The 19,933-nt window shown below is 72.0% G+C and carries 18 protein-coding genes and 1 pseudogene; 11 read left to right on the top strand and 8 right to left on the bottom strand.

The window, feature by feature from the left end; all coding sequences use genetic code 11:
* Window positions 1-59 precede the first annotated feature (59 nt).
* From ACIBST_RS01175 to ACIBST_RS01165, 3 genes and pseudogenes are all read right to left on the bottom strand, one after another.
* Window positions 60-365: pseudogene (locus tag ACIBST_RS01175) on the bottom strand (urease subunit beta); the annotation flags it as partial.
* A 31-nt stretch (window positions 366-396) separates the two neighbouring features.
* A complete protein-coding gene (locus tag ACIBST_RS01170; protein WP_352330244.1) occupies window positions 397-702 on the bottom strand; it encodes an urease subunit gamma in 306 nt (101 codons plus the stop codon).
* 9 nt (window positions 703-711) lie between these two features.
* A complete protein-coding gene (locus tag ACIBST_RS01165; RefSeq protein WP_397168015.1) occupies window positions 712-1,644 on the bottom strand; it encodes an urea transporter in 933 nt (310 codons plus the stop codon).
* A 224-nt stretch (window positions 1,645-1,868) separates the two neighbouring features.
* On the opposite strand from ACIBST_RS01165, the gene ACIBST_RS01160 reads away from it, so the two are divergent.
* The 4 genes from ACIBST_RS01160 to ACIBST_RS01145 are packed head-to-tail and all read left to right on the top strand — an operon-like array spanning window position 1,869 to window position 5,884.
* Window positions 1,869-3,086 (top strand): ammonium transporter, encoded by a 1,218-nt coding sequence (locus ACIBST_RS01160; protein ID WP_397168013.1) that lies wholly within the window; start codon window positions 1,869-1,871, stop codon window positions 3,084-3,086.
* Window positions 3,086-3,478, top strand: a complete 393-nt coding sequence (locus ACIBST_RS01155; RefSeq protein WP_397168011.1) for a CrcB family protein — start codon at window positions 3,086-3,088, stop codon at window positions 3,476-3,478. Before ACIBST_RS01160 ends, ACIBST_RS01155 begins: the two co-directional genes overlap by 1 nt.
* Window positions 3,475-3,852 (top strand): fluoride efflux transporter CrcB, encoded by a 378-nt coding sequence (crcB, locus tag ACIBST_RS01150; RefSeq protein ID WP_397168009.1) that lies wholly within the window; start codon window positions 3,475-3,477, stop codon window positions 3,850-3,852. Before ACIBST_RS01155 ends, crcB begins: the two co-directional genes overlap by 4 nt.
* Before the next feature lie 22 nt (window positions 3,853-3,874).
* A complete protein-coding gene (locus ACIBST_RS01145; RefSeq protein WP_397168007.1) occupies window positions 3,875-5,884 on the top strand; it encodes an APC family permease in 2,010 nt (669 codons plus the stop codon).
* Here the strand turns inward: ACIBST_RS01145 and ACIBST_RS01140 are convergent.
* Window positions 5,868-6,518 carry a heme oxygenase (biliverdin-producing) gene (locus ACIBST_RS01140; RefSeq protein WP_397168006.1) on the bottom strand — a complete coding sequence of 217 codons (651 nt, stop codon included), beginning with the start codon at window positions 6,516-6,518 and terminating at the stop codon, window positions 5,868-5,870. The genes ACIBST_RS01145 and ACIBST_RS01140 overlap by 17 nt on opposite strands.
* A gap of 255 nt (window positions 6,519-6,773) precedes the next feature.
* On the opposite strand from ACIBST_RS01140, the gene ACIBST_RS01135 reads away from it, so the two are divergent.
* Genes ACIBST_RS01135 through ACIBST_RS01110 form a run of 6 tightly spaced genes read left to right on the top strand, consistent with a single transcriptional unit; the run spans window position 6,774 to window position 12,607 of the window.
* Window positions 6,774-7,610 carry an STAS domain-containing protein gene (locus tag ACIBST_RS01135; protein WP_397168004.1) on the top strand — a complete coding sequence of 279 codons (837 nt, stop codon included), beginning with the start codon at window positions 6,774-6,776 and terminating at the stop codon, window positions 7,608-7,610.
* Complete coding sequence (locus ACIBST_RS01130) at window positions 7,610-7,975, top strand: STAS domain-containing protein (RefSeq protein ID WP_397168003.1); 366 nt, start codon at window positions 7,610-7,612, stop codon at window positions 7,973-7,975. Before ACIBST_RS01135 ends, ACIBST_RS01130 begins: the two co-directional genes overlap by 1 nt.
* Entirely contained in the window at window positions 7,972-8,367 is a 396-nt protein-coding gene (locus ACIBST_RS01125; protein ID WP_397168001.1) for an anti-sigma regulatory factor, read from the top strand. Before ACIBST_RS01130 ends, ACIBST_RS01125 begins: the two co-directional genes overlap by 4 nt.
* Complete coding sequence (locus ACIBST_RS01120; RefSeq protein WP_397168000.1) at window positions 8,355-9,356, top strand: ATP-binding protein; 1,002 nt, start codon at window positions 8,355-8,357, stop codon at window positions 9,354-9,356. The genes ACIBST_RS01125 and ACIBST_RS01120 overlap by 13 nt, the downstream gene beginning before the upstream one ends.
* Complete coding sequence (locus ACIBST_RS01115) at window positions 9,343-11,025, top strand: hybrid sensor histidine kinase/response regulator (protein ID WP_397167998.1); 1,683 nt, start codon at window positions 9,343-9,345, stop codon at window positions 11,023-11,025. The genes ACIBST_RS01120 and ACIBST_RS01115 overlap by 14 nt, the downstream gene beginning before the upstream one ends.
* On the top strand, window positions 11,018-12,607 hold the full coding sequence (locus ACIBST_RS01110; protein ID WP_397167996.1) for a SpoIIE family protein phosphatase: 1,590 nt from the start codon (window positions 11,018-11,020) through the stop codon (window positions 12,605-12,607). The genes ACIBST_RS01115 and ACIBST_RS01110 overlap by 8 nt, the downstream gene beginning before the upstream one ends.
* Window positions 12,608-12,664: 57 nt before the next feature.
* Here the strand turns inward: ACIBST_RS01110 and ACIBST_RS01105 are convergent, their stop codons facing one another.
* From ACIBST_RS01105 to ACIBST_RS01095, 3 genes are all read right to left on the bottom strand, one after another.
* Entirely contained in the window at window positions 12,665-14,026 is a 1,362-nt protein-coding gene (locus ACIBST_RS01105) for a phenylacetate--CoA ligase family protein (protein ID WP_397167995.1), read from the bottom strand.
* 682 nt (window positions 14,027-14,708) lie between these two features.
* Window positions 14,709-15,365, bottom strand: a complete 657-nt coding sequence (locus tag ACIBST_RS01100) for a response regulator (RefSeq protein WP_397167993.1) — start codon at window positions 15,363-15,365, stop codon at window positions 14,709-14,711.
* Window positions 15,362-16,852, bottom strand: coding sequence for a sensor histidine kinase (locus tag ACIBST_RS01095; RefSeq protein ID WP_397167991.1), 1,491 nt, complete (start codon window positions 16,850-16,852; stop codon window positions 15,362-15,364). The genes ACIBST_RS01100 and ACIBST_RS01095 overlap by 4 nt, the downstream gene beginning before the upstream one ends.
* Before the next feature lie 176 nt (window positions 16,853-17,028).
* On the opposite strand from ACIBST_RS01095, the gene lon reads away from it, so the two are divergent.
* Window positions 17,029-19,389 (top strand): endopeptidase La, encoded by a 2,361-nt coding sequence (gene lon, locus ACIBST_RS01090; RefSeq protein ID WP_397167989.1) that lies wholly within the window; start codon window positions 17,029-17,031, stop codon window positions 19,387-19,389.
* 93 nt (window positions 19,390-19,482) lie between these two features.
* On the opposite strand, the gene ACIBST_RS01085 is transcribed toward lon, so the two are convergent.
* Window positions 19,483-19,902, bottom strand: a complete 420-nt coding sequence (locus ACIBST_RS01085) for a MarR family winged helix-turn-helix transcriptional regulator (protein WP_397167987.1) — start codon at window positions 19,900-19,902, stop codon at window positions 19,483-19,485.
* Window positions 19,903-19,933: the final 31 nt, after the last annotated feature.

The following is a 19,933-nucleotide window of genomic DNA, read 5'->3' as shown; positions in this document are numbered from 1 at the left end:
TAGGCGTAGCCCAGCTCGGCCAGGCGGCGCAGGGCGCGGGTGCGGCTGTCCCTGGCCCGCAGGCCGCCGTCCACCAGGCCGGCGAAGCCGACGACGCGCATGCCGCCGGCGAACTCGACCAGGGTGACCTGGTGGGTGTCGCCCGGCTCGATGCGCACGGCGGTGCCGGCCGGGATGTCGAGATGCATGCCGTACGCCTTCTCGCGGTCGAAGCTGAGCGCCCGGTTCGCCTCGAAGAAGTGGAAGTGCGAGCCGACCTGGATGGCCCGGTCGCCGGTGTTGCGCACGGTCAGGGTGACCCTGGCGCGACCGGCGTTGATCTCGATCGGCTCGTCGCCGTACATGATCCGGTCCGTGTCCGTCATGGCGAACCGCTCCTTTCTGGTCGCGGCGGTGTCAGCCGCCGATGGGGTCGTGGCAGGAAACGAGCTTGGAGCCGTCCTTGAACGACGCCTCGACCTGCATCAGCTTGAGCATTTCGCGCACCCCGGGCATGACGTCCCCGGCGCCGAGCACCTGCTTGCCGAGCTCCATGCACTCGGCCACCGTCCGGCCGTCCCGGGCGGCCTCCAGGACCGCGACGCTGATCAGCGCCACCGCCTCGCTGTAGTTCAGCTTCACGCCGCGCTCGCGGCGCTTGGCGGCCAGATCGGCGACGACGTAGATCAGCAGCTTGTCGATCTCACGCGGTGCGAGGTTCATGAGCTCTCCTTAGGTGGAAGCGCGCCGGACGCCGGAGAACGCCGGGACCGCCGCCAGGAAGATCCAGGTGACCAGGACGAACGGCCAGGTCAGGGTGTGCCCGCCGACCGGCGCGAACAGGTGGCCGACGAACGCCGTCAGCACGGTCGCCGACACCACGCCGGCCAGCGCGTACAGCAGGCCGAGGACGGTCGGCACGAGGAACGCGCAGCCGAGCGCGATGCCGGTGAGCACCGCGTTGTAGCCGTACAGGCCGGCGCCGATGTCGGCGGCGGGCGCGCCGAGCAGCACGGCCACCAGGATCCCGACGGCGCTGGCGGCCAGCGCGGCCACCGCCACCCGCCACCCGGCGAACGCCAGGCCGACCAGGAAGATCAGGCCGACGTACCACTTGCCCTGGAAGAACACCTGGCCGACGCCGTTCAGCAGCCCCTGCCACAGGTCGGTGAACGTCACCGCGGTCCCCGGGGACGTCGCCGACGGCGGCGCCGCCAGGGCGTGCCGGCGCCAGACCCGCTCGTAGGCCGGGCCGCCGACCACCATGATCGTGGCCACCGCGCAGAACGGCGCGGTGAGCCCCGGCAGGTCGTGCGGCCCGAGCAGCGTCTTGAGCGCCGACGTCAGGACGCTGCCCATGATCGCGCCGACGACGACCAGCAGCAGCGTGATCCACCGGGTCTGGAAGTACAGCACCAGCGCGACGCCGATCAGCGTGCCGTTGAACCCTTCCAGTCCCGCCGTCACGCTCTCCCTGGCCGCGCCGAGGAACCAGGCGGTGAGCGTGCCCACGGCGGCGCCGGCCAGGCCGAACAGCGCGAACTGCCATCCGGCGGCGAGCAGCGCGACGACGAAGCAGATCGCGGTGCCCAGGTTGTTCTGCAGGTCCACCTGGCTGACGCCGCGGAGCGTGGCGAGCGGCAGGTCGGGCATCTCGGCGCGCATGTCCGCCTGCCTCTCTCGCCGGAACCTGGGGTGACGAGCGGCAGCATTCCCCTGCGGCCGGCGGGCCACGCGGCGGCGGCCGTGGGATGGACATTCTTTGCGAAAGCCGTCGAGAACTAAGAGCGCCTCAACAATGCACATGCCCGGCAAAGGCGCTTGACCAGGGAGTTTTGCCTCCGTTGCGCCCGATCATCTCTGCCTGGGGACAGAAGGGAGGTCCGACGATGCCGCCAGGGCTCAACACCGGCGATTCGGCCTGGGTGCTCGTGAGCGCCGCCATGGTGCTGCTCATGACGCCCGGACTGGCCTTCTTCTACGGCGGCATGGTCCGCGCCCAGAACGTGCTCAGCATGCTCTTCATGAGCTTCGTCTCGATCGCCCTGGTCACGATCCTGTGGTTCGGCTACGGCTACGGGCTGGTCTTCGGCCCCGACGTGGGCGGCGCCGGGGTGATCGGCTTCGGCGACCTGCGCTTCGCCGACATCACGCCCACGATGCTGCACGGCCGCGTCCCCACCTACGCCTTCGCGCTGTTCCAGCTCACCTTCGCCATCATCACGGTGGCCCTGATCAGCGGCTCGGTCGCCGGCCGGACCCGGCTCGGGCCGTGGATCGTGTTCTCCGTCGTCTGGGTGACGCTGGTGTACTTCCCGATCGCGCACTGGGTGTTCGACCGGCAGGGCTGGATCAGCCGGTGGGGCGTGCTCGACTTCGCCGGCGGCCTGGTCGTCGAGCTGAACTCCGGCATGGCCGGCCTGGCGCTGGCCCTCGCGCTCGGCCCCGGCGTGCGTTTCCGCAGGAAGGAGCCGCCCCGGCCGAGCAACATCCCGTTCGTCATGCTCGGCCTGGGCCTGCTGTGGTTCGGCTGGTTCGGCTTCAACGCCGGCTCGGCCATGGCCGACGGCGGCATCGCGGTCAACGCCTTCCTGACCACCATGATCGCCGGGGCCGCCGGGATGCTGACCTGGCTCGTCCTGGAGTGGTTGCGGTACCGGCACTTCACCCGGCTCGGCTCGGCCACCGGCGCGCTGGCCGGGCTGGTGGCCATCACGCCCGCCTGCGCCTTCGTCAACGCCGAGGGCGCCCTGGTCATCGGCATCGTGGCCGCCGTCGTGGTGTCGTACGCGGTCACCTGGAAGCTCGTCCTCGGCTACGACGACACCCTCGACGTCGTCGGCGTGCACGGCGCGGGCGGCATCGTCGGCACGGCCCTCATCGGCCTGCTCGCGACCGGCGTCAGCGCCACCAGGACCAAGGGCCTGCTGTACGGCGGCTCGATCGAGGTGCTGCTCAAGCAGCTCGCCGCGATCGTCGTGGTCGGTCTGTACTCCTTCGTCGTCACCTACCTCATCGGCCGCGTCGTGGACCGGCTCTGCCGGATGCGCGAGACCGAGGCCGAACAGCTCGCCGGCACCGACGCGCAGCTCGGGACGGAGGACTGATGGCCGCCGCCCGCCACCCGGCCCGCGCGCTCGCCCTGGTCGGGGTGGGCGGCGGGATCGGCGCGGTGGCGCGTCACCTGCTCACCCAGACCCTGATGGGCGCCGACCACCCGCTGCCCTGGCCCACGCTGGTGGTCAACGTCCTCGGCTGCCTGCTGCTGGGCCTGCTCACCGGCGAGCTGACCCGCCACCCGCTGCACCGCATGCCGGTCAAGGCGCTGCTCGGCACCGGCTTCCTGGGCGGCTTCACCACCTTCTCGCACCTGGTGGACGGCGTCCGCGAGCTCACCGTCGGCGGCGCGGCCGGCTGGGCGGCGCTCTACCTCGTGCTCAGCGTCGTCCTGGGCCTGCTGGCCGTCTGGGCGGGCCTGAGGCTGGGCGGACGCCGATGATCCTCGTGCTGGTGGTCTTCGTCGGCGGCCTGATCGGCGCGCCGGCCCGCTACCTCGTGGACGCCGGCGTCACCAGGGCGGCCGGCCGGGCGATGCCGTGGGGCACGCTGGCCGTCAACGTCATCGGCTCGGCCGTGCTCGGCGTCCTGATGGGCATCGCCTCCCGCGACGCCCTGCCACCGGCCGTGCTGTCGCTGGTCGGCACCGGGTTCTGCGGCGCGCTCACCACGTTCAGCACCTTCAGCGCCGACACCTGGAAGCTGCTGGCCGCCGGGTCCACCGGCCGGGCGCTGGCCAACATCGCCGTGAACCTGGTGCTCGGCCTGGCCGTCGTCAGCCTCGGATACCTGCTCGGCAGGGCGATCGCCGGCTGACCGGAAGGAGGCGGGAACGCCCATGACCACCGCCTCCCCGTGGGAGCGGGCCAAGCGGGCCCTGGTCGGCCGGCCGCTGCGCACCAAGCACCTGGAACAGCAGCTCCTGCCCAAGCGGCTGGCGCTGCCGGTCTTCTGCAGCGACCCGATCTCGTCGGTGGCGTACGCGACCGAGCAGATCATCATGGCCCTCACCCTGGGCGGCCTCGCCCTGCTGCACGTGACCGGCTGGATCGCCCTGGCCATCGTGGCCATGCTGGTGATCATCATCGTGTCCTACCGGCAGACCTGCTACGCCTACCCGGGCGGCGGCGGCGCGTACGTCGTCAGCCGGGAGAACCTGGGCGTCAACGCCAGCCTGGTCGCCGCCAGCGCGCTGCTGGTCGACTACGTGCTGACCGTCGCCGTCTCCGTCGCCGCCGGGGTGGACGCCATCACCTCCTACGCGCCCGGCCTGGAGCGCTGGTCGGCGCCGCTGAGCGTGGCCTGCGTGGTGCTGCTCACCCTGGTCAACCTGCGGGGCACCCGCGAGTCCGGCCGCGGGTTCGCGGTGCCCACCTACGCCTTCATCGCCTCGGTCTACCTGCTGTTCCTGGTCGCCGCCTGGCGGCTGCTGAGCGGCGAGCGTCCCCGGGCGGTCAGCGCCGGCTTCACCATCGAGCCGCTCTACCAGCCCGTCGGCTTCATCGCCGTCTTCCTGGTGCTGCGCGCGTTCGCCTCCGGCTGCACGGCGCTGACCGGGGTGGAGGCGGTCAGCAACGGCGTGCCCGCCTTCCGCCGGCCCAAGAGCAGGAACGCGGCGAACACCCTGGCGATCATGGGCGCGCTGTCGGTCACCATGTTCTCCGGCATCACCGTGCTGGCCCTGCTCACCCACGTGCGGATGACCGACCCCGACCACCCCGGCCGGCTCGCCGGGATGCCCGCCGGGTACGTCGAGCCCACCGCCCTGGCCCAGATCGGCGACGCCGTCCTCGGCCGGGGCGTCCTGTACGCCTTCCTCCAGGCCAGCACCGCGGCGATCCTGATCATGGCCGCCAACACCGCCTACAACGGCTTCCCCATGCTGGCCTCGATCCTGTCCGCCGACTCCTACCTGTCCAGCCAGCTCCACAAGCGCGGCGACCGGCTGGTCTTCAGCAACGGCATCCTGCTGCTCGCGACGGCCGCGGCCGTGCTGCTCGTCGTCTTCGACGCCAACAGCTCCCGGCTCATCCAGCTCTACATCATCGGCGTCTTCATCTCCTTCACGCTGAGCCAGGCCGGCATGGTGCGGCACTGGCAGCGGACCGGCCCGCGCTCGCCCGGCGTGCGGCGGCGCCAGGCCGTCAACGCGACCGGCGCGACGGTGACCGCCGCCGTCCTGGTGATCGTGCTGGTGACCAAGTTCACGAACGGCGCCTGGCTGGTCTGCCTGGCCATCCCGGGGCTGTTCGCGCTCATGAAGGGCATCAGGCGGCACTACGACAAGGTACGGGCGGCCACCACGCCGGACACGCCCGTCGAGCTGCCGGGCGGCGCCCACGCCATGGTGCTGGTCTCCCGGCTGGGCAGCCCCGCGCTCCAGGCGGTCGCCTACGCCGCGGCCACCCGCCCGGCCGGGCTGGAGGCCGTGCACGTGTGCACCGACGAGGAGGCGACCCGCGAGCTGCGCGAGGGCTGGGAGCACTACGCGCCCTCCTCGGTGCCGCTGCGGATGATCGAGGCGCCCTACCGGACCGCCGTCGGCCCGATCCTGCGGCACGTACGCGACCGGCTGGCCCTGCACCCGGACCAGATCGTCACCGTCTACATCGTCGACTACGTCACCAGCCGCTGGTGGGAGCCGGCCCTGCACAACCGGCTGACCGCCCGGCTGCGGGACCGCCTGCTGCTGCTCCCCGGGGTCATGGTCACCCTGGTGCCCTACCGGCTGGACCCGGGGGAGGGGCGCGCCGAGCGCCCGCCGCGGCTGCCCACGCGCCTGGCCGTCCTGGCCCGGCAGCCGGACGGCGGCGACGACCCGGCGGAGACGGCTACGCCGGGGCCCTGACGACGTGCATGAGCTCGGCCAGGACCTCGGTGTTGAGCTGGTAGGCCAGCCGCACCTCGCCGATGATCCGCTGCCGCTCGCGCTCGTCGAGCTGCGCGCCGAGGGCGTCGAGCCGGGCGCGGTACTCGGTCTTGAACCGCGGCAGGCTGCCCACCTCGTCGAAGATGTAGAAGTCGACGCCGCCGCCGGCCTGGTAGCCGAAGATCTTCTGCAGTTCCATGCGGATGAACTGGCCGCCCGACAGGTCGCCGAGGTAGCGGGTGTAGTGGTGGGCGACGTAGCCGCCGGGCCAGTCGGTCATCTGGTGGATGCGGGCCTGGAGGGTCCGGGTGGCCTTGGAGGGGGCGACGCGCTCGCGCCAGGCGGGGCCGTAGATGGTGGCCAGGTCGCGTTCCAGGGCGGGCTCGCGGTACAGCTCGGGGAAGACGAAGCGGCCGGCGACCGGGTGGGCGGCCAGCTCCTTGGAGACGCCGTCGAGCGCCAGGTAGGCGAAGTAGTGCTGGGCGACCATCTCGCCGTACTCGTGCTCGGTCAACCGGCCGGCCATCAGCTCGGTGAGGTAGCCCTCGGACTCGGCCGACTCGTGGTCGCCCCAGGTGGCGGCCCTCAAGGTCTCGGAGAACGACGTCGTCACAGCACTTCCCCAACTCGCGCGAATGTTTCTGACATAGTGTCACAACCCTCGGAGGCTCCGTCAAGGCGATGACGACAGCATGTCAGCAAAACTCGCCTCCGCCGTTCATCTACCCAGGAAGGCGGAGCTCAAGGGATCGTGCCTGGCGGAGCCGCCCGTCGCGCACAGTGCTGGCCGTCAAACGGTCCGCTACCTGGAAAAATCGCTCTAACATACGTTGACACCGTCACTCGCTAGCCGACCCAGGAGTGATCCTTGACCGTCCAAGCCGACGTCGCCCGGCGACGCATCGAAGAGCTGCTCCGTGAGCATGAGGAGCAGATCCTCGCCCGTTGGGTGCAGCTCGCCAAGGCCCCGTCGGACGAGCTTCTCGACATATACCGGGCCCTGCGCTCCTCGCTCGATCAGGGCAAGGGGGAGCTCGCCGACGTCCGCGGGCTGCTCGCGGAGCTCTCCCGCACCCGCGCTCGCGCGGGCCACGCGCCGTCCGACACCGCCCGCGCCGTCTTCGGGCTCAAGGAGGCCCTGTACGAGATCGTCGAGGCCGACGGCGAGCCGGAGGCCCTGCGCGGCTTCATCTGGTTCTCCCGGCTCATCGACGACCTCGGCCTGCTCACCTTCGAGACCTTCGCCGACGCCCGCGAGAAGATCATCCTGGACCAGGCCGAGCAGCTGCTCGAACTGTCCACCCCGGTGGTCAAGCTCTGGGAGGGCATCGTCGCCGTGCCGCTGATCGGCACCCTCGACTCCGCCAGGACCCAGGTCGTGATGGAGAAGCTGCTGCAGACCCTGGTCGACACCGGCGCCGAGCACGCTGTGATCGACATCACCGGCGTGCCCGCCGTGGACACCCAGGTGGCCCAGCACCTCCTCAAGACCGTGGTGGCCGCCAGGCTGATGGGCGCCGAATGCGTCATCTCCGGCATCCGCCCGCAGATCGCGCACACCATCGTCACGCTCGGCATCGAGTTCGGCGACATCGTCACCAAGGCGTCGCTGGCCGACGCCCTCGCCCACGCCTTCAGGCGCAGCGGCGTGCAGGTGAGCCTGTCACGCAACGCCCGCATCGCCGTCCGGGCGGAGGGCGCCTGATGGACCGGGTGCCCGTACTCAAGCTCGGCGACATCCTGATCGTCTCCATCCAGATCGACCTGGAGGACCAGAGCGTGCTGGCCCTCCAGGAGGACCTGGCCGATCGGGTCGTCGCCACCGGGGCCAGAGGTGTGATCATCGACATCACCGCGGTCGAGATCGTCGACTCCTTCATCGGCCGCATGCTGGCCACCATCGCCACCATGTGCCGCATGCTGGACGCCCAGACCGTGGTCGTCGGCATGCGTCCCGCGGTGGCGATCACCCTGGTCGAGCTCGGCCTGTCGCTGGGCGGCGTGCGCACGGCGCTGAACCTGGAGAAGGGAGTGGCGCTCCTTGACCACGTCAGGGGCGCCGCCACGTGACCGAGACGAGGACGATCGCGGGCAGCGCGGACGTCGTGGTGGTCCGGCAGATCGTGCGGACCCTCGCGATCGAGGCCGGGCTCTCCCTCGTGGACCAGACCAAGATCGTCACTGCGGCCAGCGAGCTGGCCCGCAACGCGCTCGTCTACGCCGGCGGCGGCGACGTGCGCATCGACCTCGTCGAGAACGGCAGGAAGCGGGGCCTGAAGCTGGTCTTCAGCGACGAGGGCCCCGGCATCCCCGACCTCGACAAGGCGCTCACCGACGGCTTCACCACCGGTGGCGGCATGGGCCTCGGCCTCGGCGGCTCACGCCGGCTGGTCGACGAGTTCGACCTGATCTCCGCCCCCGGGAAGGGCACGACCGTGACGGTGACCAAGTGGGCGAGGTGAACCCGGCCTGGGTTCGCGCCGAGGACCCGAGTGCCGTCGGCGCCGTCCGGCGGCGGGCGGTCGAGCTGGCCGAGGCGGCCGGCTTCGACACCACCCGCACCGGGCAGACGGCCGTGGCCGTCAGCGAGGCCGTCTCCAACCTGGTCAAGCACGCGGTGGAGGGCGTCGTCCTGGTCCGGCCGCATCCCGAGACCGCGGCCGGCGTGGAGCTCGTCGCGGTGGACAAGGGCCCCGGCATGGCCGACGTGGCCCGCGCCCTGCGCGACGGCTACTCCACCTCCGGCACGCTCGGCATCGGCATGGGTGCCATCGCCCGCATCGCCACCGGTTACGACGTTCACTCGGTGCCCGGCATGGGCACTGTGCTCGTCATGCATTTCACCGCCGAGAACACGCCCGGCCCCCCGCTGCGCGCCAGCGGCCTGACCCGGCCGATCGGCGACGAGGTGAGCTGCGGCGACGGCTACGCCATCGCCGAGAACGGCGAGAGCACCACGGTGATGCTGTGCGACGGCCTCGGCCACGGCCACATCGCCGCCATCGCCGCGCAGACCGCCGTCGAGCTGTTCGCGCAGGTCCAGGACCAGGAGCCGCTGTCGATCCTGGAACACCTGCACCGCGGGCTGAGCGGGACCCGCGGCGGCGCCGTCGCGGTCGCCCGGGTCGGCCGCGACACCGTCACCTACGCCGGGCTGGGCAACGTCTCCGGCTGGGTCGCCGACGCCGGCGGCCGGCAGGGCATGATCTCGCTGCCCGGCATCGCCGGCCACCAGGGCCGCACCCTCCGCCAGTACGAGTACAAGATCCCCCCGTACGCCACCGTCGTGATGCACTCCGACGGCCTGACCGACCGATGGGACCCCGGTAACGTGCCGGGGCTGTTCGCGCGCACCCCAGCGGTCATCGCCGCGGGCCTGCTGCGCGAGGCGGGCAGCAGGCGTGACGACGCCTGCGTGGTGACGGTGAGGCCCGGCAATGGCGGCAACTGAGCTCATCAGGGTCAGGCTCGACACCGACCAGGACGTCTTCGTCCTGCGCCGCGTCGGCCGGGCCGCGGCCGAGCTGGCCGGGCTGGAGTCCCAGGACCAGATCCGGGTCGCCACCGCCCTCAGCGAGGTGGGCAGGGAGGCGTTCGGCAAGGGCGCCGCCGCCGTGATCACCCTGGACGGCGACGTGCTCGCCATCACCATCCGCCACACCAGGCCGTCCGGTTTGGACCGCTCCGAAGGCGTGACGCTGGCCGGCCGGCTCGTCGACGACATCGCCCTCGGCGACGGCCACGTCACGCTCACCAAGCGGCTGCGGCCCCGGCTGACCGCCGTCCCGCTGGAGGCCATCCGCGCCGACCTCGCCAAGCTGGCCCCGATCAGCGCGCTGGAGGAGCTGCGCGAGCAGAACAGGGAGCTGGCCGAGACCCTGGAGGACGTGCTGCGGCTCAACTCCGAGCTGCAGGAGACCAACACCGGCGTGCTGGCCATGTACAACCAGCTCTCGGCCGAGCTGGAGGAGACCAACAGGGGAGTCGTCGCCCTGTACGCCGAGCTGGACGAGAAGTCCGCCCAGCTCCGCGAGACGATCGAGGCGCGCAACCGGTTCTGGGCCACCGTCAGCCACGAGCTGCGCACCCCGCTGAACTCCGTCATCGGCCTGGTCCGGCTGCTGACCGGCCAGGGCGGCGAGCCGCTGAGCGAGGAGCAGGCCCACCAGATCGGGCTGATCGGCGACTCGGCCCAGACGCTGCTCGAACTCGTCAGCGAGCTGCTCGACATGGCCAAGGCCGAGTCCGGCCGGCTGGACCCGCAGCCCACGCTGGTCAACCTGGCGCGGATGGCCGGGCAGCTGCACGTCACGATGCGGCCGACCAGCGAGCGCGTGGGCGTGACGCTGAGCCAGGAGATCGCGCCGGAGGCCACCGAGCTGTACGCCGATGAGAGCATGTTGCTGCGGATTCTCCGCAATTTGCTCTCGAACGCGCTCAAATTCACTCAAAGCGGGCAGGTAGTGCTGGCCGCGCATGCCGACGAAGCCAAAAGCGAGATCGTCATCACGGTCACGGACACCGGCATCGGCATCTCGGAGGAACACTTGAGGCGCGTGTTCGAGGACTTCTACCAGGTTCCCGGATCGCTCCAGGTCAGGGCCAAGGGCACCGGCCTCGGCCTGCCGTACGCGCGCAGGCTCGCCGAGGCGCTGGGCGGCACGCTGGAGCTGACCAGCACGCCGGGCGAGGGCACCACCGCCACCCTGCGGCTGCCGCACCAGAGCGGCACGCCCGAGGTGCAGCGCGTGCTGATCGCCGACGACGACGAGGTCTTCCGCGCCACCGCCCGCCGCATGCTCTACGGCTTCACCGTCCACGTGGACGAGGCCGCCGACGGCGCCGCCGCGCTCGACGTCATGGCCGCCACCCCGCCCGACGTGATCCTGGTCGACCTGCTCATGCCCCGCGTGGACGGCAACGTGCTGCTGCACCAGATGGCCGAGGACGAGCGGCTGAGCGACATCCCGGTCGTCATCGTGACCATCGCCCCGCAACACGCCCCCGGCAACCGGCCGGTACTGTCCAAGCACGGGCTGCGCAGGGAACAACTCCTGCAGGCCATCCGCAGCGCCCGCCAGGGCGAGAACGGCGGTGCTGGAGAGGACCAGGATGTCTGAGTCCGCACGCGTGCTGGTGGTGGACGACACCCCCACCAAGCGCTACATCCTGTCGAGCTGGCTACGACGATCCGGGCACCAGGTGCTGGAGGCCAGGGGCGGCGAGGAGGCCCTCGGACTGCTTGCCGACCACCAGGTCGACCTGGTCGTCCTCGACGTCCGCCTGCCCGACATCGGCGGCTACGAGGTCTGCGAGCTGATCAAGGCCAACCCGGCCACCGCCTCCATCCCCGTCATCCAGGTGTCGGCCAACGCGATCACCCCCGCCGACCGTACCGAGGGGCTGGAACGCGGCGCCGACGCCTACCTGAGCGAGCCCATCGAGCCGACCGAGTTCGCCGCGACCGTCGAGGCCATGCTGCGCTACTACCGGGCGCGCTGGCGGGCCGAGCTGATGGCCGAGCGCCTGGCCAAGCTCGCCGAGGTGACGTTGCGGATGAACGAGGCCGAGACCTTCGACGAGCTGCTGACCGTGGCCGTCGAGGGCACCGCCGAGGTGCTCGGCCGCTACAGCGGCACGCTCGCCATGCTGCCCGACGGGCGGGTCCGGCGCTTCCGCGCCCGTCCCGGCGAGCCCGCCGACGCCCAGGCCGCCGCGCCCGACGTGCTGGAACGCCTGTCCGAGCGGGCGCTGAAGGACGCCGCCAGAGCCAAGGTGTTCACCCTGGCCAGCACCGAGTGGCAGGGTCTGCTGCCCGACGTGCGCGCCGAGGACTCCACCACCGGCGTGCTCTGCCGCACCAAGAACTCCCCGTCGCCGGTCTACCTGGGCGTCGAGGCCGTCTCGCCGCTCGACGCCGACGAGGTGAACCTGCTGCGCCAGCTCGGCCAGGAGCTGGCCCTGGCGCTGGGCGCGCTGCGCGCCTACACCGAGGAGCACGACATCGCGCTGACGCTGCAGCGCAGCCTGCTGCCCAGCCGCATCCCCGAGGTGCCGGGCCTGCAGGTCGCGCTGCGCTACCAGCCCGCCGTGGACAACGTCGAGGTCGGCGGCGACTTCTACGAAGTGCTGCAGGTCGACGGACGCGTGCTGGTCGCCGTCGGCGACGTGGAGGGCCACTCCCTGCACGCCGCGACCGTCATGGCCGAGGTGCGCCACGCCCTGCGCGCCTCGCTCATCGCCCAGGTGGACCTGAGCGCCTCCCTCGACCTGCTCAACCAGATGATGCGGCGCTACCACCGGGGCCTGACCGCCACCGTGTGCCTGATGCTCATCGACCCGGCCACCGGCGAGATCGAGCTGGCCAACGCCGGGCACATGCCGCCGCTGTTCGCCGGGCCCGGCAGCTCCTACCACACGCTGGGCAACCTGCTGCTCGGCGCCGTGCCCGAGCGGTACCAGGTCGACCGGCTCAAGCTGCCGCCCGGCGGCACGATGATGCTGTTCACCGACGGCCTGCTGGAGGACCGGCACGTCCTGCTCGACGACAGCATGGAGAAGGCCAGGCAGCTCGCCGAGACCGTCGAGGACGACCTGGAGGACTTCGCCGAGCGCATGCTGGGGGCGTTCGGGGCGCGCGAGGACGACGTGGCGCTCGTCGTCGTCCGCCGCACCCTCGACGCGGACTCCGCCGGCGCCTGACCGGTTGTAACGCGGCTTGAACCTCCCTCGGCGGGTGCAGCGGCGCCTCAACCCCGCTCAGCGGGTGTACCGGTGCTTGGCCCCGGGCGGGAAGTACTCGGGGTCTCCGGCCTCGCGCAACCGGATGAACGGCATCTGCTGCGCCACCGGCACATAGTTCGCGAACTCGCTGTTCAGCCGCAGGAGCTGGGCCAGGATCGAGGCGCCCACCGCCTGGGCGACCTCGTCGCTGGGCTTCTCACCGGGCATCAGCTCCACCGTGACCGTCAGGTGCCGGTCGTGGTCGGCGTCCTCGGCCGCCTCCATCACGAACTTGCCCGTCACCGACCCGCTGACCTCCGGCTGCTCCAGCCCCACCGCGATGTTCTCCGGGTAGACGTTCGCGCCGTAGTACGACAGCGTGAAATGGCTGCGGCCGAACACGTAGACGAACGGATGCCGCGGGCCGGCGAGGTCCGTCCGGAAACCGTGCCGCCCGGCGAACTCCAGCATGCGCTCGTACGGGATCACCCCGCCCTCGTCGGCGATGTGGTACCGGATCAGCGGCACGCCGTTGTCGCCGGTGAACAGCAGCGTGCCCTCGTGCTCCTCGAAGAAGCGCACCCGCGGGTCGTACTGCACCAGGGTCGGCAGCCGGGACTCCCCGAACAGCTCCCTGGCCGTTTCCGGACGGCCGGACAGGAAACGGCGCAGCTCGACCGAGAGCGGCGTCTCGTTGCCGAGCACCCCGGCGTCCGCGGTGCCGTACAGGGAGGCGACGCCGCGCACCGGGTCGGCGATCCCGGCCCGCTCGGCCACCAGCGTGCGCCACTCCTCGCTGAACACCTCGCCCGCCGTGACCAGCTTGACGTTCCAGTCGGCCCAGGGGAGCGGCTCGGTGTCGATGACGTTCTTCAGGAACGGCGGATAGCCCAGCAGGACCACCTGGTCGAAGTGCGGCGCCAGCTCCGGCAGCACCCGCGCGATCTCCCTGCGGTCGGTGCCCGGCGCGACGACGGTGATCGGGTAGCCGCGTTCGGCCAGGTGACGACAGCACTCGATGGTGAACAGCCCGCCGACCCAGGTGCCCAGGGCGAAGCAGACCACGGCCAGCGTACGGCGCTCGCGGGCCCCGAAGGAGTCCCGAAAGACCTCCTCGAAACGGGACGCGATCACCCGCTCGTCGGCCACCGTGCGCGGCCAGAACGACGGCGTCCCCGTCGAGCCCGACGACACGGCGATCATGTCCCCGATCACGCCGTCCCGGCAGAGGTCGGGGAGCGGGTGACGGCGGATGTAGGCGTCCTTGGACGTCATCGGCAGCCGGCTGAAGCGCTCCAAGGTGGTGACGTCCGCCGGCTCGACACCGTGCTCGGCCAGGAACGAACGGTAGGCGGGCACGGTGGCGGCCACCTGCTGGAAGAGCTCAAGGGGATCCATGGGGCACGCGCGGCCGACCGCCCGGAACATACGCCCCGAACCGGCCCCCACGCCTCCTCCCTCCAAGATTCGATCGTCTCCAGCCCCCATGGTCCCACCACCCCCCACCCAAGCCATCTCCCCGCACCGCGCCCTCGCCCGCCGAAACGCCGGGTCTCATGAGTCCGCCCAAACGCCCGTCCCGCCCCTCCCTACGCCCGCGCCACTGCTGACGCCCTGTCCCGTCGGCGTCCCGTGGAGCGCCTGGTGCCCCGTGCGGACCGCCTGGTGTCTCGGTGGACCGTCTGGTGTCTCGTAGACCTGCCCACACGCTGGCGTCCCTGGCTCCGCTGGGTCGATGGCCGTGTCGTCCCTACGCCTGCGGTGCCCTATGCGCGGCGTCCCTGGCTGCGCTGTGCGGCTGGCCGTGTCCTCCCTGAGGCTTGCGGTCACCGACGTCTGGCGTCGCTGGCTCCGCTGTGCCGCTGGTCGCGGCGTCCTCAACGCCTGCGGTCCCCAACGCCTGTCGTCCCTGGACGCACGTCCTGTGCCTGCCGACTTGGTCTCCGTCGTACCGCCGTACTTCCCGTTCGGGGGCGCGTGGCGTACCAAGTGCTTGCGGGCTTGCTGTGGCCCTTGGCGGGCCGTGGGTCCGTCCGTGTTCCGGTGCCGGCGTCCGTCGTGTCCGTCCCCGGGGGACGGGTTACTCGCCGGGGCGGACGAGGCCGGTTTCGTAGGCGAAGACGATGGCCTGGGCGCGGTCGCGCAGCCCGAGTTTGGTCAGCATGCGGCCCACATGTGTCTTGACCGTCTGCTCGGCCACGAACAGCTTCTGGGCGATCTCCTGGTTGGACATGGCCTGGGCGACCAGGATGAGCACCTCCGTCTCGCGCTCGGTCAGCTCCTCCGGACGCCTCCCCGACGGCGGACGGGGCCCGCCCAGCCGGGCGAACTCGTGGATCAGCCGCTTGGTGATGGCCGGCGCGATGAGCGCGTCGCCGGCCGCGACCACCCGGACGGCCTCGGCGAGCTGGGCCGCCGAGGCGTCCTTGAGCAGGAAGCCGCTGGCCCCCGCCCGCAGCGCCTCGTAGACGTAGTCGTCGAGGTCGAACGTGGTCAGGATGAGCACCTTCGACGCCGGGCACGCCGCCAGCACCTCCCGGGTGGCCTCCAGCCCGTTCATGACCGGCATGCGCACGTCCATCAGCACCACGTCGGGGCTCAGCGCGACGGCCCGCGTCACGGCCTCGCGGCCGTCGGCCGCCTCGCCGACGACCTCGATGTCCGGCTGGCCGCTCAGGAACACGGTGAACCCGGTGCGGACCATCCCCTGGTCGTCGGCGATCAGCACGCGGATCACGCGGCGCTCTCCCTCTCCTCGATCGGCGGCTTCCCGCCTGGCAGGTTCTCGGCCGACAGCCCTGCGGCCGGCCCGGTCGACGACTCGGGCGGCGGTTCCGTCGGTAACGTGGCGCTCACCTGGTAACCGCCGCCGCGCGTGGGCCCTGCGTCGAGCGTGCCGCCGAGCAGCGCCGCGCGTTCCCGCATGCCCACCAGCCCCTGGCCCGCGCCGGCCGCAGCGGCGGGTGAGCGGCCGGGGCCGTTGGCGACGCGCAGGCGCAGCGTGCCGGCGTCGGCGGTGATCTCGACGGTGATGCTCGACCCCGGCGCGTGCCGCATCGCGTTGCTGAGCGACTCCTGCACGATCCGGTACGCCGACAACCCCACCGCGGGCGACAGCCGCCCGATCGGCCGCCGCCGGTCGACCGCCACGGTCAGCCCCGCGTTGCGGGCGTTGGCCACCAGCTCCTCCAGCCGGTCGAGGCCGGGCTGCGGCGCGGTGTCGGTGCGGCCCTCGGGGTCGCGCAGGACGCCGAGGACCTGGCGCAGCTCGTTGATGGCCTCCAGGGACAACGCGCGGATCTCGGCCAGCCCGGCCTCCAACTGGGACGCGTCACCCGCGGCCCTGAGCGGCACCGCCTCCGCCTGGATGGCGATCACCGACATGTGATGGGCCACCACGTCGTGCAGCTCACGGGCGATGCGGGCGCGCTCCTCCAGCACCGCCTGCGCGCCCTCGGCCTGCCGGGTGCGCCGCTCCTCCTCGACGAGCATGGCCGTGGCGTTGCGCCGGGCGCGCACGTTGTAACCGAACAGCAGGACGACCACGGCCGCGCCCGCCACCACCGGCGTCGAGTCGACGTCGACGGCCAGGCACAACAGGACGGTGAGGACCCCCGCCCCCACCGTGATCCGCCGCTCGCAGCGCACGCCCACGGAATAGAGCGCCAGCAGGTACGCCACCCCCACCGCGACCGGGTAGGGCGCGTAGCCCTCGTCCCGGCCGATCGTGAGGCTGGCGCAGACGGAGACGGGGGTCAGCACGGCCGCCACCCGCCAGGCCGCCAGCGGCCACCGGTTGCGCAGCACCACGGGCAGGCCGGCGGCCAGGGCCGCGAGGACGACGACGCCGCCCCAGAGCGGCGCCGGATCACCGGGCGTGGCCGCGGCCTGCTCGTTCCACTCCTGCGCCGTGGACAGCGTCACGCCGAACAGCTCCACCCCCAGCAGGAGCTCGGCGATCTGCAACAGGCTGTACGTCTTCCCCGGGACCAGCGGCGCCAGCCATCCGGGCACCGGCATCCGCAGCCATCGGGAACGCGGCCGGGACGGGGGATCGGCGCTGCCCGTCAGCAACGCGAGCGTGAAGGGCCGCGACACCGCCAGCAAGGCCCGCCACACCGCCACGGCGAACCGCCCGGCCGCTCCTCCGGGCGACTTCGGAGGGCCGGTGCGCGCGTCGCCCCGGGAGGCGAGGGGCGCGGAGCGCCGGGGACGGTGATTCACCTGGTCAAGAATACGGAAAGGCGGGCGGCCGGGCGTCAGACCAAGGTCTGATCCTGACGTCACCCTCAGGTATCGCTTACAACATTACGATCGCCGTGAGCGAACATCGGCAAGGTTGGGAACAACAGCGCGCTCCAATGAATTGAGTCGGTATAACTCAACCCTTTGGAGTTCGCATGAGTGAGAGCTTGATCCTCCCGGTCCTGCCGCTCGACGACGAGGTCGTCCTGCCGGGCATGGTGGTTCCGCTGGACCTGTCCGACTCCGAGGTGCGTGCTGCGATCGACGCGGCCCGCGCGTCCGGTGGTAACAAGCCGCGGGTCCTCCTCGTTCCCCGGATCGACGGCCGTTACGGCGCCGTCGGCGTCCAGGCGGTGATCGAGCAGGTCGGGAGGCTGCCCGGCGGTGAGCCCGCCGCCGTGGTCCGCGGTGTCAACCGCGTGCGCGTGGGCACCGGCACCACCGGCCCCGGCGCAGCGCTGTGGGTCGAGGCCGACACGATCGACACGGTCCCGGCCGGCGAGCGCGCCCAGGAGCTGGCCAAGGAGTACAAGGCCCTGGCCACCACCATCCTGCAGAAGCGCGGCGCCTGGCAGGTCGTCGACCAGGTCAACCAGATCGACGACCCCTCGGTGCTGGCCGACAGCTCCGGCTACACCCCGTGGCTGACCACCGCCCAGAAGGTCGAGCTGCTGGAGGCCGCCGACCCGGCCGACCGCCTGGCCAGGCTCATCGAGTGGTCCCGCGAGCACCTCGCCGAGCTCGACGTCGCCGAGACGATCCGCAAGGACGTCCAGGAGGGCATGGAGAAGCAGCAGCGTGAGTTCCTGCTGCGCCAGCAGCTCGCCGCGGTCCGCAAGGAGCTGAAGGAGCTCAACGGCGACACCGCCGAGAGCGAGGAGGAGGACTACCGGGCCCGCGTCGAGGCCGCCGACCTGCCGGAGAAGGTGCGCGAGGCCGCGCTCAAGGAGGTCGACAAGCTGGAGCGCACCTCCGACCAGTCCCCGGAGGGCGGCTGGATCCGCACCTGGCTGGACACGGTGCTCGACATCCCGTGGAACGAGCGTACCGAGGACAACTACGACATCGCGGGCGCGCGGGCCGTGCTCGACGCCGACCACAAGGGCCTCGACGACGTCAAGGACCGCATCATCGAGCACCTGGCCGTGCGCAAGCGCCGCCAGGACAAGGGCGTCGGCGTGGTGGGCGGCCGGCGCAGCGGCGCCGTCCTGGCCCTCGCCGGTCCTCCCGGGGTCGGCAAGACGTCCCTGGGCGAGTCGGTGGCGCGCGCGATGGGCCGCAAGTTCGTCAGGGTCGCGCTCGGCGGCGTACGCGACGAGGCGGAGATCCGCGGGCACCGGCGCACCTACGTCGGCGCCCTGCCGGGCCGTGTCGTCCGGGCCATCCGCGAGGCCGGCTCGATGAACCCGGTCGTCCTGCTCGACGAGGTCGACAAGGTCGGCGCCGACTACCGCGGCGACCCGACGGCGGCGCTGCTGGAGGTCCTCGACCCGGCCCAGAACCACACCTTCCGCGACCACTACCTCGAGGTCGAGCTCGACCTGTCCGACGTGCTGTTCCTGGCCACGGCCAACGTGCTGGAGGCCATCCCCGGCCCGCTGCTCGACCGCATGGAGGTCGTCACCCTCGACGGCTACACCGAGGACGAGAAGGTCGCCATCGCCCGCGACCACCTGCTGCCCAGGCAGCTTGAGCTCGCGGGGCTGACCGCCGAGGAGGTCAAGGTCGACGACGGCGCGCTGCGGCGGCTGGCCGGCGAGTACACCCGCGAGGCGGGCGTGCGCTCGCTGGAGCGGGCGGTCGCCAGGATCCTGCGCAAGGTGGCGGCCAAGGACGAGCTGCCCGTCACGGTCGGCCCCGACGACCTGGTCGGCTACATCGGCAGGCCGCGGTTCGTGCCGGAGTCGTCGCTGCCCGAGTCCACCCAGCGCACCTCCGTGCCGGGCGTGGCCACGGGCCTGGCGGTGACCGGGGCCGGCGGCGACGTCCTCTACGTGGAGGCGTCGCTGGCCGACCCGGAGACCGGCGAGACCGGCCTGACCCTGACCGGCCAGCTCGGCGACGTGATGAAGGAGTCGGCCCGGATCGCGCTGTCCTACCTGCGCTCGCACGGCGCGGAGCTGGAGCTGCCGGTCACCGCGCTGAAGGACCGCTCGGTCCACGTGCACTTCCCGGCGGGCGCCGTCCCCAAGGACGGCCCCTCGGCGGGCGTGACGCTGACCACCGCGCTGGCCTCGCTCCTGTCGGGCCGCCAGGTCCGCGCCGACGTCGCCATGACCGGTGAGATCTCGCTGACCGGGCGGGTCCTGCCGATCGGCGGCGTCAAGCAGAAGCTGCTGGCCGCCCACCGGGCGGGCATCACCACGGTGCTCATCCCGGCCCGCAACGAGCCCGACCTCGACGACGTGCCCGAGGAGGTGCGCAACGAGCTGACCATCCACGCGGTCAGCGACGTGCGCGAGGTCCTCGACATCGCGCTGACCCCGGCCGAGGTCGCCACCACGGTCGCGGCCTGACGCCGCACCCGGCGCCGCCCCGCCGCACCCTGCTCTCAGGGCGCGGCGGGGCGGCTCCATGTACAGGGGCCTGAAGGAACCGGCGGGCCGGGGTCAGCCGGGGAGCAGCAGGGCCTCCAGTTCCTCCAGCAGCGCCGTGACGCGGGCCGCGCGTTCGGGATCGTCGCCCACGGCCGCGCGCACCGCCTCCTCCACCGGTCTGGCCGCCCGGCGGTGGACCGCGGCCAGCGCGGGCTCCGTCAGCGTGACGAGGGTGCGCCGCCCGTCGCCGGGGTCGGGCTCGGTCCGGACGAGGCCGCGCTCGCGCATCCGGGCCACCGAGGCCGACACGTGGCTCTGGACGAAGCCCGTCCTGGCCTGGATCTCGCCGACGGTGCCGCCGGGGTGGCGCAGCACGTCCTCGAAGACGGCCTCCTCGCCGGGGGTGAGGGGCGGGCCCTTGGTCTCGCCGGCCGCCGTCTTGGACAGCTCCACCAGCCGTCGTCCGAGCCTTCGCAGTCGTGCCACGTTCATGCCGGCCGAGTGTATCGCTGGAGATGTATCG

This window comes from Nonomuraea sp. NPDC049684 (genome assembly GCF_044465345.1).
Lineage (GTDB): Bacteria > Actinomycetota > Actinomycetes > Streptosporangiales > Streptosporangiaceae > Nonomuraea.
Note: the sequence above shows the minus strand (reverse complement) of the source record. Positions and strands in the feature narration are given on the sequence as shown.